This is a genomic window from Erythrobacter donghaensis, assembly GCF_001557325.1.
GTDB classification, from domain to species: domain Bacteria; phylum Pseudomonadota; class Alphaproteobacteria; order Sphingomonadales; family Sphingomonadaceae; genus Erythrobacter; species Erythrobacter donghaensis_B.
The window spans coordinates 49,028-62,759 of sequence record NZ_LSJS01000051.1 but is presented as its reverse complement, the minus strand read 5'-3'; the positions used below and the strand labels follow the sequence as shown (position 1 = coordinate 62,759).

General features: G+C 66.4%; 12 protein-coding genes. 7 read left to right on the top strand and 5 right to left on the bottom strand.

Features of this window, described 5'->3' with window-relative positions:
• Positions 1-110 precede the first annotated feature (110 nt).
• The 4 genes from AX692_RS01925 to AX692_RS01910 form a co-directional block, all read right to left on the bottom strand.
• Complete coding sequence (locus AX692_RS01925) at positions 111-1,124, bottom strand: TraB/GumN family protein (RefSeq protein ID WP_073974811.1); 1,014 nt, start codon at positions 1,122-1,124, stop codon at positions 111-113.
• An 82-nt stretch (positions 1,125-1,206) separates the two neighbouring features.
• A complete protein-coding gene (locus AX692_RS01920; protein WP_073974810.1) occupies positions 1,207-1,647 on the bottom strand; it encodes a hypothetical protein in 441 nt (146 codons plus the stop codon).
• A gap of 35 nt (positions 1,648-1,682) precedes the next feature.
• On the bottom strand, positions 1,683-2,315 hold the full coding sequence (locus AX692_RS01915) for a hypothetical protein (RefSeq protein WP_073978614.1): 633 nt from the start codon (positions 2,313-2,315) through the stop codon (positions 1,683-1,685).
• Entirely contained in the window at positions 2,302-2,496 is a 195-nt protein-coding gene (locus tag AX692_RS01910; RefSeq protein WP_073974808.1) for a helix-turn-helix transcriptional regulator, read from the bottom strand. Before AX692_RS01910 ends, AX692_RS01915 begins: the two co-directional genes overlap by 14 nt.
• Positions 2,497-2,849: 353 nt before the next feature.
• On the opposite strand from AX692_RS01910, the gene AX692_RS01905 reads away from it, so the two are divergent.
• From AX692_RS01905 to ppdK, 3 genes are all read left to right on the top strand, one after another.
• Positions 2,850-3,782, top strand: coding sequence for a glycine--tRNA ligase subunit alpha (locus AX692_RS01905; protein ID WP_073974807.1), 933 nt, complete (start codon positions 2,850-2,852; stop codon positions 3,780-3,782).
• Entirely contained in the window at positions 3,782-6,277 is a 2,496-nt protein-coding gene (gene glyS / locus AX692_RS01900) for a glycine--tRNA ligase subunit beta (protein ID WP_073974806.1), read from the top strand. The genes AX692_RS01905 and glyS overlap by 1 nt, the downstream gene beginning before the upstream one ends.
• Positions 6,278-6,397: 120 nt before the next feature.
• Positions 6,398-9,070: a pyruvate, phosphate dikinase gene (gene ppdK, locus AX692_RS01895; RefSeq protein ID WP_073974805.1), complete on the top strand. Its 2,673-nt coding sequence runs from the start codon at positions 6,398-6,400 to the stop codon at positions 9,068-9,070.
• Here ppdK and AX692_RS01890 read toward each other — a convergent pair.
• Positions 9,067-9,834 (bottom strand): methyltransferase domain-containing protein, encoded by a 768-nt coding sequence (locus AX692_RS01890; RefSeq protein WP_073974804.1) that lies wholly within the window; start codon positions 9,832-9,834, stop codon positions 9,067-9,069. The genes ppdK and AX692_RS01890 overlap by 4 nt on opposite strands.
• 56 nt (positions 9,835-9,890) lie before the next feature.
• Here AX692_RS01890 and AX692_RS01885 point away from each other — a divergent pair, with 56 nt between their 5' ends.
• From AX692_RS01885 to AX692_RS01870, 4 genes are all read left to right on the top strand, one after another.
• Positions 9,891-10,586 carry a ComF family protein gene (locus AX692_RS01885; RefSeq protein ID WP_073974803.1) on the top strand — a complete coding sequence of 232 codons (696 nt, stop codon included), beginning with the start codon at positions 9,891-9,893 and terminating at the stop codon, positions 10,584-10,586.
• A 379-nt stretch (positions 10,587-10,965) separates the two neighbouring features.
• Positions 10,966-11,361 carry a phosphoribosyl-AMP cyclohydrolase gene (gene hisI / locus AX692_RS01880; RefSeq protein ID WP_073974802.1) on the top strand — a complete coding sequence of 132 codons (396 nt, stop codon included), beginning with the start codon at positions 10,966-10,968 and terminating at the stop codon, positions 11,359-11,361.
• A gap of 31 nt (positions 11,362-11,392) precedes the next feature.
• Positions 11,393-11,854: a MerR family transcriptional regulator gene (locus AX692_RS01875; RefSeq protein ID WP_073974801.1), complete on the top strand. Its 462-nt coding sequence runs from the start codon at positions 11,393-11,395 to the stop codon at positions 11,852-11,854.
• A 53-nt stretch (positions 11,855-11,907) separates the two neighbouring features.
• Complete coding sequence (locus tag AX692_RS01870) at positions 11,908-13,713, top strand: acyl-CoA dehydrogenase C-terminal domain-containing protein (protein ID WP_073974800.1); 1,806 nt, start codon at positions 11,908-11,910, stop codon at positions 13,711-13,713.
• Positions 13,714-13,732: the final 19 nt, after the last annotated feature.

Genomic DNA, 13,732 nt, shown 5'->3' with positions numbered 1-13,732 from the left:
CTCTGCGGGGCTGCCGGGGGCATTGCTGCACCCGGCAGCCAGAAGGATGAGGAGGGGGGCGATGATCCCCGCGGCGCACCGCAAAGCCATCGCCCCGAAGCCTTGCGTCATTACTTGACGCGGCTCACCTTGATGCCCTTCTGGGCAAGGTAGTCCTGCACGCTCTTGGCACCGGCGAGGTGGCCTGCGCCAACCGCGATGAAGACCGTGCCGGGCTGGTCGAGACGGGTGTCGATCCACTCGGCCCAGTTGCGGTTGCGGGCATAGAGCAGCGCATCGGCGATCGCGGGATCGTCCATGCTCTCGTTCATCACCGCAGCGAGCTGTTCGGCATCGCCCTCGATCCACTCGGCGACCATGCGGTCGAGCATCGGCTTGGTCTTGTCGAGGCCGGTCGCGGCTTCCATCAGGAAGGCGATCTGCGCATCTTGCGACATGCCGTCGAAGATGCCGAGCTGGAACTCGGCGGTCTCGAGCGCGCCGGTCTTCTTGCCCGGGACCTTGGAGAGCAGCACCTTCTCGACGCCGCTGTTGGGGTCATAGCCCTCGAAGGTGAGCGGCAGGATCGACATGGTGAGGCCCACCATCCAGGGCTTCAGGCCGTCGAACTGGCCTGCGAGCGCATCGGCCGGATTGGGCACCAGGCCCTTGGCCTTGGCGTCCTCGTATTGGGCACGGGCTTCTGCCGGCACCTGTGCAAGTTGCGCGGCCTCGATCTTGCCGCCCAGCTGATTGAGCGCGGCGGTGTACTGGACCTTCTGCTCCTCGTTCAGCAGCGAGCGCAGGGTGGTGCCGGCGGGAAGCGCGCCCTTCTGGAAGGCGAGCTGCTGCATTGCGGTCTCGCTCGCCGGATCCATCGGGATCTCGGTGACCAGAATGTCCGAGCCGTCGAGCGCCTTGGCGATGGTGGCATCGTACCATTCGATGTCCTTGGGCAGGACGTGGACCGTGCCGAACAGGTAGATCGTGGTGTCCGCGTCGGCGACCTTCCACAGCGCCGGGCCCTTGGCCATCGCCGGGGCGGCTGCGGTCTCGGTGGCGGCGTGGTGATCGGCCAGCGCCGGGCTCGCGGCAAAGAGCGCGAAGGGGGCGGCGGTCAGGGCAAGCAGGGCAGAAAGCTTCATGTCGGTGGTTCCTTTCGGTCAGGTGTTGGTTGTGAGGAAGTTACTTCAGGCAAACAAGCATGCTGGCATGACGCGGGGAGGGTCAGAGCCGCCAGCGGGCATAAAGGAAGGACAGGATCATCGAGACGTAGGCGATCGCGAAGATCCCGAAGGCGTGGGGCGGGGGCACGAAGCCGCCGGCATGGAGCACCGCCCAGATCGGGTAGCCGGCCAGAACCGACAAGCAACCGCCGGTGAAGCCGATGAAATTCTGTTCGCGCTTGTAGTCGTCGATCATGCGGAAGCCCCACAGGGGGAGCGCCACGAAACCGCCGATCAGGAGCGCGACCAGGAACAGGGCGAGCACCGGGGGCAGCTTGAGGCCCGCCCAGTCGCCGGCGAACAGGCTGCCGTCGCCCTGATCGAAGAAGCCGGTGGCAAGCCCGATCACGCCGCTGATCACGCCGGCAAGGCCGAGGTAGAGCATCTGGCGCCGCTGGCGCTGGCGGGTGCGGGCTTCGCCTGGGGATTGCGTTTCGGTCATGGTCGCCGTCGTCCTTCGTGCAAGGGTAAACATGGCTAGCCCGCGCGCTTCACGAGCCACACGACGGCGAAGACTGCCGACACGGCCAGGAACAGCGCGCCGTCATGGACAGCGGGAAACAGTCCACTTGCGGCCCCCAACCACCAGGCGGGATAGAGGTAGAAATAGGTCGACAGGCTCCAATAGGCCGCGGACTTGGCAGAGGCGAACTCGTGCTCGTCGATTTGCTGCTGCCAGATCAGGCCGATTACCAGCATCCCGGCGAGAATCAGGAAGCCGACGATCGCTTCGCCCAGGCTAGGGGTGAAAGTGCCGCCATGAAGCTCGGCAAGCGCTCCGGTGATCACGATATAGATCCCGAGCAATATGCCCATGATGAGCGAGCCGAGCAGGATCAGCTGCGAGCGGCCGGCCTTGGTCTTGAAGCCGGGCGGGTCGAAGTCGCCGATCTTCAGCCCTCCCGCGAGGGCCGCGATCCCGGCGAGCACGAAGCCGCCTGTCACCAGCACCAGCTTGAGATCGACACCTTTCTCGAGCCCGATACCCACACCCGCCGCCGTCCCGCCGCCCAGGCAGGCAACACCGACATAGATCAGCGCCTGCGCCAGAATCTGGCGCCCGGTGGTCGAGGTGCCTTCGCCGGTGTCGATGTCGTCAGATTTCATCATCGAAAATCTCCTCGATCTTCATGTCGAACAGCCGCGCGATGCGGAAGGCGAGGGGGAGGGAGGGGTCGTGCTTCCCGGTCTCGATGGCGTTGACCGCCTGGCGCGAGACATCGAGCCGCCCGGCGAGCTCCGCCTGGCTCCAGTCACGCTCGGCGCGCAGCACCTTGAGGCGGTTCTTCACTGGTCAGATCCCGAGGGCGCTGGACAGCTTGGCGAGGATGTTGCCCACGGCAAAACCGCTCATGCCGAGCATGACGAACAGCTGCCATTGCTTCACGCAGACGCTTTTCTGCAGGTTGGTCATCCGAATTCTCCGTCAGGTCAACCCGACTTCGTGTCAGGTAATGCTGACTATATGTCGCGATTCGCTGACCATGTCAAGATGACCTGACTTTGTGTCGTATCTGCGTGACTACCGGAATTGGCATCCGTCGGCGCACCGGGGCAAAATCGCGATCCGCGCAGCCCATTCGCCCGCGTCATGCTGCGGCGCGGCATTGACGCTTTGCAGGCGTTCGGCCATGGCGAGCCGCCATGAGCGTCCAGCCCTTTTTCACGCCCCCGCAGCGCGATCCCGCGCGCTCGTTTCAGGACATGATCCTCACGCTCCACGACTTCTGGAGCCACGAGGCGGGCTGCGTCATTCTCCAGCCCTATGACATGCGCATGGGCGCGGGCACCTTCCACACCGCGACCACCTTGCGTGCCTTGGGGCCCGAGCCGTGGAACGCCGCCTTCGTCCAGCCCTGCCGCCGGCCGACCGATGGGCGCTACGGCGAGAACCCCAACCGGCTGCAGCACTATTACCAGTATCAGGTGATCCTGAAGCCCTCGCCGGCCAACATTCAGGAGCTTTACCTGAAAAGCCTCGCCGCGATCGGCATCGATCCGCTGGCGCACGACATCCGCTTCGTCGAGGACGACTGGGAGAGCCCGACGCTCGGCGCATGGGGCCTCGGGTGGGAAGTGTGGTGCGACGGGATGGAGGTCACCCAGTTCACCTATTTCCAGCAGATGGGCGGCTTCGACTGCAAGCCGGTCGCGGGCGAGCTGACCTACGGGCTCGAGCGCCTCGCGATGTACATCCAGGGCGTCGACAACGTCTATGACCTCGCATTCAACTCCGCCGGGGTGAGCTACGGCGAGGTGTTCCTCGAGAACGAACGCCAGATGTCCAAGTGGAACTTCGAGGTCGCCAACACCGACGCGCTGTTCGACCTCTTCGCCAAGGCCGAGGCGGAGTGCCGCAATGCGCTTTCCGCAGGCGTGCCCATCGCCGCCTACGAGCAGGCGGTCGAGGCGAGCCACGTGTTCAATCTGCTTCAGGCGCGCGGCGTGATCTCGGTGCAGGAACGCGCCAGCTACATGGGCCGCGTCCGCGACTTGGCGCGCTCCTCGTGCGAGGCCTATGCGGAGAAGATGACGCCCGAATGGCAGGCGAAATATCCCGGGTGGAGTCTCGGCTGATGGCCGACTTCCTGCTCGAACTGCGCTGCGAGGAAATCCCTGCCCGGATGCAGGCCGGGGCGCGCGCGGAACTGGAGAAACTGTTCCGCCGCGAGCTTGAGGCCGCCGGGGTCACGCCGGGCGCGCTTCAGGTGTGGTCCACGCCGCGCCGCCTCGCGCTGATCGCGCGGGGCCTGCCGCTCGCCACCGAGGCGGTGAGCGAGGAAGCCAAGGGCCCGCCCGAAGGCGCGCCGGACGCCGCGATCGACGGCTTCTGCAAGAAGAACGGCGTGACCCGCGACCAGCTCGAACTGCGTGACGTCAAGGGCCGGATGACGTGGTTCGCTGTCGTCAACACGCCCGGCCGCCCGATGGCCGAGGTGCAGGCAGCGGCGATCCCGGCGATCATCCGCGATTTTTCGTGGCCCAAGTCGATGCGCTGGGGCGCGGCCTCGATCAGCACCGACAGCTTGCGCTGGGTGCGCCCGCTCTCGGGCATCGTCGCGCTCCTCGATGGCGCGGTGATCGACGTCGAGGTGGGCGGCATCCGTTCGGGGCGCGAGACGATGGGGCACCGCTTCCATCACTCTGGCCCGATCGCGATCGAAAGCGCGCATACCTACGCAGGCCAATTGCTCGACTCCCGCGTGATCGTTGAGCACACCAAGCGCGAGGCGCTGATCCGGAAGGATGCAGAAGAGGTCGCCGCGGCTGCGGGCCTCAATCTGGTCGCCGACGAGGGCCTTGTGATCCAGAACGCGGGCCTCACCGAATACCCCGTCCCGCTGCTCGGCCGCTTCGACGAGGCCTTCCTCGACGTGCCGCCAGAGGTCATCCAGCTCACCGCACGGGTGAACCAGAAGTATTTCGTGTGCGAGGACGCGCAGGGCAAGCTCGCCAACGCCTTCGTCTGCACCGCCAATATCGATCCCATCGACCCTGCCGTGGTGGTTGACGGCAACCGCAAGGTCCTCGCCGCGCGGTTTTCGGATGCGCGCTTCTTCTGGGAGCAGGACCAGAAGACCCCGCTCGCCGAGCACGCCAAGAAGCTGTCGCGGATCACCTTCCACGAGAAGCTCGGCACCCTCGCCGACAAGGTCGAGCGGGTGGCGAAGCTTGCGCGGTGGCTGGTGGAAGAACAGATTGTCATCCCCGCGAAAGCGGGGACCCAGAGCGGGGCGGAGCAACAGGACACCCTGGGTTCCCGCGTTCGCGGGAATGACAGTGAGGTGGCAGCGCTCGCCGACCTCGCCGAACAGGCCGCGCGGTTGTGCAAGGCCGATCTCGTCACCGAGATGGTCGGCGAGTTCCCCGAATTGCAGGGCTTGATGGGCGGCTACTATGCCGCGAAGGAAGGCCTGCCGCAGGAGGTCGCCGAGGCGATCCGCGATCACTACAAGCCGGTCGGGCAGGGCGACGATGTGCCCACGGCTCCGGTGACGGTGGCGGTGTCGCTGGCGGACAAGCTGGATACGCTCATAGGATTCTTTTGTGGTGTTGAGCGCCCAACCGGATCGAAAGATCCGTTCGCCCAGCGGCGTGCCGCGCTAGCAATAAGCAGACTTCAGACTTCTAATTCCCTTCGTTTCTCGACGCGCGCAGTTCTCAATAAGTGCGTTGAGATTTGGCTCGAGACCTTTCTGGAGAGTGCATGCAACGCCGATCCTGAGGTCGCTAAGTATGTCGATCAACTGAAGGCTTCGCAGAAGGATATCGTTGAAATCCTTTCGGCCTTCATGCTGCCGCCTGACCATGAGGATCATGGGGCTTATCTCGACAGTCTGGTGACACGTTTGCGGATGAACGAAGCCGGTCGAAATACGATAAGCTTGATGATGCGCTTCGGTGCGAATGTCGGGGAGAATGGCCCTGATTTTGTACCCTTCATCATCGACCGCCTCAAAGTCCAGCAGCGCGAGGCCGGCGTCCGCCACGACCTGATCGACGCGGTCTTTGCGCTCGGTGGGGAGGACGATCTCGTCCGCCTGCTCGCCCGCGTCCATGCGCTGCAAGCCTTCGTCACCACCGAGGACGGCACCAACCTCCTCGCCGGCTACAAGCGCGCGGCGAATATCCTCAAGAAGGAGGGGTACGAAGGCCCGACCGGCACGCCCGATCCGCAAGTGCTCGCCAGCCTCAAGGAAAACAACGACGGCATCCCCGACACCGGCGAGGAAGACCCGCTGGCGCTGGTCGACGATCCCGACGTGGGCGATATCCTCGCCGAAGAGGCCCGCGACAATTCAGCGCTTTCCTACACGCCCGAAGAAGCGGAGAAGGCGCTGATCGACGCGCTCGATGCCGCCGCCCCGCGCGCTGCCGCCGCGGTCGAGGCCGAGAAGTTCGCCGATGCCATGGCTGCGCTCGCCACCTTGCGCGCTCCCATCGACCGGTTCTTTGAAGAGGTGACCGTCAACGACCCCGACGCGAGCAAGCGCGCCGCGCGCCTCGCCCTGCTCGCGCGGTTCCGCGATGCGGTCCACCGCGTCGCCGATTTCAGCCGGATCGAGGGATGAAAGCCCCCGATACCCTGTCCGTCCGCTTTGCAAAAGTCAGGATAGTCAGGGGGTTGATATGTAATTCGAGGCGGACACGCTGTCCGCTTTGTCCGCCCAACGCCTGACCCGGGAAGAGCCATGACATTGAAGACGGTCTATGTTTTCGGAGGCAATGCCGACCACTCCGACCCGCGCCAGAAGGACAAGACCGTCACCGGGGGCAAGGGCGCGAACCTTGCCGAGATGGCGAGCATCGGCCTGCCGGTGCCCCCGGGCTTCACCATCACCACCGAGGAATGCGTTACCTATCTGCGGGATGGGGCCGATTTCTCGGAAGGCTTGCGAAGTGAAGTCGCCGCCGCGCTCGCCCATGTCGAACAGGCCGTGGGCAAGCGGTTTGGCGACGCGGGCGATCCGCTGCTGGTCTCGGTCCGTTCGGGCGCGCGGGTGTCGATGCCGGGGATGATGGACACGGTGCTCAACCTCGGGCTGAACGACGCGACCGTGGAGGGGCTGGCGGCGTCGAGCGGGGACGCGCGGTTCGCCTGGGACTCTTACCGGCGGTTCATCCAGATGTACTCGGACGTGGTACTCGGGATCGACCACGGCCTGTTCGAAGAGGCCTTGGAAATCGCCAAGGAAGACAAGGGTTTTTATAACGACACCGAGATGGCGGCTGAAGACTGGCAGGCGCTCGTGAGCGAATACAAGGGGATCGTCGCCGAGGAGCTCGGCCGCGACTTCCCGCAGGATGTGAACGAGCAGCTGTGGGGCGCGATCCGCGCGGTGTTTGACAGCTGGGACAGCGACCGCGCCAAGGTCTACCGGCGCTTGAACGACATCCCCGCCGACTGGGGCACGGCGGTGAACGTGCAGGCGATGGTGTTCGGCAACATGGGCGAGACCAGCGCCACCGGCGTCGCCTTCACCCGCGACCCCGCGACCGGCGAGCGGGCCTACTACGGCGAGTACCTGATCAACGCGCAAGGCGAGGACGTGGTCGCCGGCATCCGCACGCCGCAATACCTCACCAAGGCCGCGCGCGAGGCGGCGGGGGCCAAGCCGCTCTCGATGGAAGAGGCGCTGCCCGAGGCCTACGCCGAGCTCGCCCGCGTGTTCGACCTGCTGGAACTTCACTACAAGGACATGCAGGACATTGAATTCACGGTGGAACGCGGCAAGCTGTGGATGCTCCAGACGCGCTCGGGCAAGCGCACCGCGAAGGCCGCGCTCAAGATGGCGGTCGACATGGTCGCCGAGGGCCTGATCGAGGAGCGCGAGGCGGTGCGGCGGGTCGATCCGATGGCGCTCGATCAGTTGCTCCACCCCACGCTCGATCCCGATGCCGAGCGGCATGTGCTGACCACAGGCCTGCCCGCGTCGCCGGGCGCGGCGGCGGGGCGGATCGTGCTCGATGCCGACACCGCCGAGCAATGGGCGGGCCGCGGCGAGAAGGTGATCCTGGTGCGGGTGGAGACCTCGCCCGAGGACATTCACGGGATGCACGCGGCCCAAGGCATCCTCACCGCGCGCGGCGGGATGACGAGCCATGCGGCGGTGGTCGCGCGCGGGATGGGGCGGCCGTGTGTCTCCGGGGCCGGGGCGGTGTCGATCGACCGCGCGTCGCGCTCGCTGCGGATCGGAACGACCGAGCTGAAGGAGGGCGATGCCATCACGCTCGACGGGGCGACGGGGCAGGTGATGCTCGGCATCGTGCCCACGGTCGAGCCGGAGCTGGCGGGCGACTTCGGGACGCTGATGGTCTGGGCCGACAAGCTGCGCCGGATGAAGGTGCGCACCAATGCCGAGACGCCCGACGACTGCCGCATGGCGCGCCAGTTCGGGGCGGAAGGGATCGGGCTCTGCCGCACCGAACACATGTTCTTCGAAGCCTCGCGCATCTCGCTGGTCCGCCAGATGATTCTCGCCGAGGACGAGGCCGGTCGTCGCCGCGCGCTGGAGAAGCTGCTGCCCGAGCAGCGCGCCGATTTCACCGCGATCTTCGAGGTGATGGCGGGGCTGCCCTGCACGATCCGCCTGCTCGATCCGCCGCTCCACGAGTTCCTGCCGCACGCCGAGGAGGAGTTCGCCGAGCTGGCCGACGCGACCGGCCTCGGTGTCGATCACCTGAAGCGCCGCGCGGGCGAACTTCACGAATTCAACCCGATGCTCGGCCACCGCGGCTGCCGCCTCGGGATCACCTTCCCCGAGATCTACGCCATGCAGGCACGCGCGATCTTCGAAGCGGTGTGCGCGGTCAAGCTCGCGAGCGGCGAGGCGCCGCTGCCCGAGATCATGATCCCGCTGGTGGCGACCAAGCGCGAGCTTGCGATCCTGAAGGCGCTGGTCGACAAGGAGGCTGAGGCCGTGTTCGCCGAGACCGGCACGCGGGTCGACTACCTCGTCGGCACGATGATCGAACTCCCGCGCGCCGCGCTGATGGCGGGCGAGATCGCCGAGGAGGGCGCGTTCTTCAGCTTCGGCACCAATGACCTGACCCAGACCACGCTGGGCGTCAGCCGCGACGATGCGGCGCGGTTCCTCAGCGTCTATGTCGACAAGGGCATCTTCCCGCGCGATCCCTTCGTCAGCTTGGACATCGAAGGCGTCGGCCAGCTGGTCGAACTGGCGGCGGAGCGCGGGCGCAAGACCCGGTCCGACATCAAGCTCGGCATCTGCGGCGAGCATGGCGGCGACCCGGCGAGCATCGCCTTCTGCGAGAGCGTTGGGCTCGATTACGTCAGCGCCTCGCCTTACCGCGTGCCGATCGCGCGGCTCGCAGCAGCGCAAGCGGCGCTCAAGAACGCCTAGGTTCCGGCGAGGGATCGCCGCCCGGTGAGGGTGACGATCTCGAAACTCTCGGTGACCTTACCGTCCGCCTCGGCGCGCGCGGCGAAGGCGGCGCGGGCGAGGGCGAGGGCGGTTTTGCCGAGCGGCGCAGCGGGCTTGGCCAGTGCATTGCCGAGGCCCTGGTCGCGCAGGTCGCTGACGAGACGGTCGAGACTCGAATAGCGAACGCCAAGGGTGTGGGTGTCGACCACCGGGTCCTTCCACCCGGCGCGCTGGAGCAGGGCAGGGGCGGCGCGGGCATCGACCAGCGGATGCAGCCGTGCCGCCGGACGGTCGGGCTCGGCCGCCAGCATCGCGGCGCGCAGGGCGGGCAGGCTCTGGCCGCCGACGAAGCTCGCGATAACGAGGCCGCCGGGGGTCAAGGCATTGCGCAGGTGGATCAGCGCGCCGGGCAGGTCGTTGACGGCATCGAGCTGGCCGATCACCCCGATGAAGTCATACGGAGCGCCTGCCAGCGGTTCGGCAGGGTTGGCAGAGATGTCGACGGCAACCTCGCCGCCGCCCTCCCGCAGATGGGTCTGAAGCATGGCCGGTGCCCCGCCGATCAGCAGCGTGCGCGCCGGGGCATGGCGCACGAAGCTCAGCCGCTCGATCATGTCCTCGGCCATCTCCTCGATGAGGAAGCGCGCGGCATCCGCGCCGGACCGCAGCCTTGCGGCCGAGCGCAGCGCGCGGGCCACGCGGCGGGGTTCGGCAAAGATGGTGGGGACGACTGCGACGTTCATGCCGCGCCGCCCTGCCGCGCTTGCTTCGGAAGCGCAAGCCATGCGACACTCGCGCGATGGCAGTGGTCGCTCAACTTGCCCGGCATCTCGCCCCGCTGGTGGATTTCATCTATCCGCCGCGCTGCCCCTCGTGCGGGGTCGCGGTCGCGGCGCAGGCGGGGCTGTGCACCGACTGCTGGAGCACGCTCGAGGTCCCCGAGCACCCCGAAGTCGCAGGCCATGCCGTGCCGGTCTATGCCGCGACCTATTACAACGAGACGTCGCGCAAGCTCGTGCTGGCCTATAAGCATGGGGGGCGGATCGCGCTGTCGGGGCTGTTGGCGCGGCTGATCGCGGCGCGGATGCCCGAGCCGGAGTCGGACCGCGCGCCGCCGCTGCTGGTGCCGGTTCCGCTCCACCGCTGGCGGCTGTGGAGCCGGGGGTTCAACCAGGCGGCGCTGCTCGCACAGTCGCTGCAAAAGCAGGGCAAGGGCGAGGCGGCGGTGGCGGCACTGGTGCGGTTCCGGCGCACACCCAACCTCGGCGGTCTGGGCCGCGAGGAGCGCGAGCGGGTGCTGACCGGCGCGATCCGCCTCGCACCGGATGCGGCGGCACGGATCACGGGGCGTGACGTGGTGCTGGTCGACGATGTGCTCACCAGCGGCGCGACAAGCCGCGCCTGCCTTGCCGCGCTGGCCGGGGCGGCGCCGTCCTCGATCGCGGTGGCCTGCTTTGCGCGGGTGGATGAGGACCACAAGCTCGCGCATCCGTAATCCGGCGCGCTGCGTAGAAAACATAACGCCCGAGGTCTTTCGACCCCGGGCGCCACGTGACGAAACGGTGCGGATCCGCTCTTTCGAGCCAAGGCAGCGACCCCCTAACTTCGCTGCCGGGATCCAGTCCCTATCGTTCAACCGGTCGCGCTGGCACCCCGCTGCCAGTAACGCGGTCCGGTCACCCCCTGAACCCGGCACCGGGCGGTGCCATGTGTTCGGTGGAGAACCCCTTGCGAAGGCTCCGCAAGCTTTCTTCCACCGAGTTGCCTAACGCGGAAGATGAAACCTTGGACGGGGCAATTTTTTGTGACGTGCTGTTGTCTGCTTGCAACAATCCTTGCATGAGCCGCCTTCGGACTATCCTGGAGTTGCCTTTGTGACCGATCCCGTCCTCACTTCCGAAGAGCGCGAGAAGGGCCTTGTCTTTGCTCCCAAATTCGATGCCGCGGGGCTCTTGACCGCGGTCGTGGTCGACGCTGCGGACGGCACGGTGCTGGTCGTGGCGCACATGAATGCCGAGGCGCTCGCAAAGACGCTCGAGACCGGCAAGGTGCACTTTTGGTCGCGCTCGCGCGGAGCCTTGTGGCTGAAGGGCGAGACTTCGGGGCATTTCCTCGCCGTGGAGGCGGTGCTCACCGACTGCGATCAGGACGCTCTCCTGATTCGCGCCACGCCCGCCGGCCCCACCTGCCACACCGGAGCGCGTGCCTGCTTCTACCGCGAGGTCGTCGCGGGCGAGGGCGGGCCGGTGTTGCGGCGCATCGATACTTGACGCTCACGTAAACGTAAGGTAGAGCGCGGGCATGGCTACCGCTCCCGCTTCCACCGCCGCCGCAGATTCCGCCGCCGAACCGCGCCGCAACGGCGCGCATCTCGACCGGCCGGATGTCCACGAGCGCGAACATTTCACCATTTCCGATCTCACCTCGGAATTCGGCTGCACCGCCCGCGCGCTGCGCTTCTACGAGGACGAGGGGCTCATCAGCCCGGCGCGCGTCGGCCTCACCCGGGTCTATTCCAAGCGTGACCGCGCGCGGCTCGCCTGGATCATGCGTGCCAAGAACGTCGGCTTCTCGCTGACCGAGATCCGCGAGATGATCGACCTCTACGACCTCGACGATGGCCGCGTTGAACAGCGCCGTGTCACGATCGAGAAATGCCGCACGCATATCGCCAAGCTGAAGGCGCAGCGCGACGACATCGACAGCTCGATCAAGGAACTGACCGACTTCGTCGCCGAAATCGAAAAGCTCGACCTGCGCTGATGCGCTAGGGCCAACACCGCTTCTACACGTCTGCCTACCAGAGGGATCAACCGATGCCGACCTACACCGCGCCCACCCGCGACACGCGTTTCATCGTCAACGAAGTGCTCGACCTTGCCAGCTACGGCAACCTGCCGGGCTTCGAGAACGCAACGCCTGACATGATCGAGACCGTCATCAACGAGGCCGGCAAGTTCTGCGCCGAGGTGCTCGCGCCGATCAATCAGGCAGGGGACGAGCACGGCTGCACCCGCCACGAGGACGGCAGCGTCACCACGCCTCCGGGCTTCAAGGAGGCTTATCAGGCCTATGTCGAGAGCGGTTGGGGCACGCTCGCCCAGCCCGAGGAATTCGGCGGGCAGGGGCTGCCGCACGTGCTCGGCTTCGTGCTCGAGGAATACACCGGCACTGCCAACCAGGCCTTCGCGATGTATCCCGGCCTCACCAACGGCGCGATCGCGGCGATCATCGCCAAGGGCTCGCAGGAGCAGAAGGAGACCTTCGTTCCCAAGATGATCTCGGGCGAGTGGTCGGGCACCATGAACCTGACCGAGCCGCACTGCGGCACCGATCTCGGCATGATCCGCACCAAGGCCGTGCCCAACGGCGATGGCACCTATGCGATCACCGGGACCAAGATCTTCATTTCGGCGGGCGAGCATGATCTCACCAGCAACATCATCCACCTGGTGCTGGCCAAGACCCCGGGCGCGCCCGACTCGACCAAGGGCATCTCGCTGTTCATCGTGCCCAAGTTCATCCTCGACGAGAATGGCAACCCGGGCGCGCGCAACGGCGTGACCTGCGGCTCGATCGAGAAGAAGATGGGGATCCACGGCAACGCCACGTGCCTCCTCAACTACGACGGGGCGACTGGCTACCTCGTCGGCGAAGAGAACAAGGGCCTTGCCGCGATGTTCATCATGATGAACGCCGCGCGCCTCGGCGTCGGCATTCAGGGCTATGCCCAGGCCGAGGTCGCCTATCAGAACGCGGTCACCTACGCGCTCGACCGCCGTCAGGGCCGTGCGCTGACCGGTCCGGCCGATCCGGAGGCGAAGGCCGATCCGATCTTCGTCCACCCCGACGTGCGCCGGATGCTGATGGACGCCAAGGTCTTCACCGAATCGATGCGGGCGCTGTGCCTGTGGGGTGCGCTCCAGGTCGATCTCACCCACAAGGCGCAGACCCCCGAGGAGCGCGAGATGGCCGACCTGCTGATCGGCCTCATGACCCCGGTCATCAAGGGCTACGGCACCGACAAGGGCTACGACATCGCCAACAACATGCAGCAGGTCTACGGCGGCCACGGCTATGTGCGCGAGTGGGGCATGGAGCAGTTCGTGCGCGATAGCCGCATTGCGATGATCTACGAGGGCGCCAACGGCGTTCAGGCGATGGATCTTTGCGGGCGCAAGCTCGCCGCGGGCGGGGGCAAGGCGATCCAGGCCTTTTTCGCCATGATCGACGAGGAAATCGCCGCCGCCAAGCAGGTGGCAGAACTCGCTCCTGTCGCCGAGCGCCTCGAAAAGGCGCTGGGCGAGCAGAAGGCGGCGACGCAGTGGTTCATGATGAACGCCTTCACCAACCCCAACCACCTCGGGGCCGGCGCGCATCACTACATGCACATCATGGGCATCGTGACGCTCGGCTTCTTCTGGCTGAAGATGGCCAAGGTGGCGCTGACGAAGCTGGCAGAAGCGCCCGAGGACAAGGCGTTCTACGAGGCCAAGCTGGTCTCGGCCAACTACTACGCCGAACGCTTCCTCCCCGATGCGGGCGCGCTGCGCCGCAAGCTCGAGGCGGGCAGCGAATACATGATGAAGCTCCCTGCCGAGGCCTTCGCGACCGCAGCCTGACGCTGCGTCCGAACAAGCG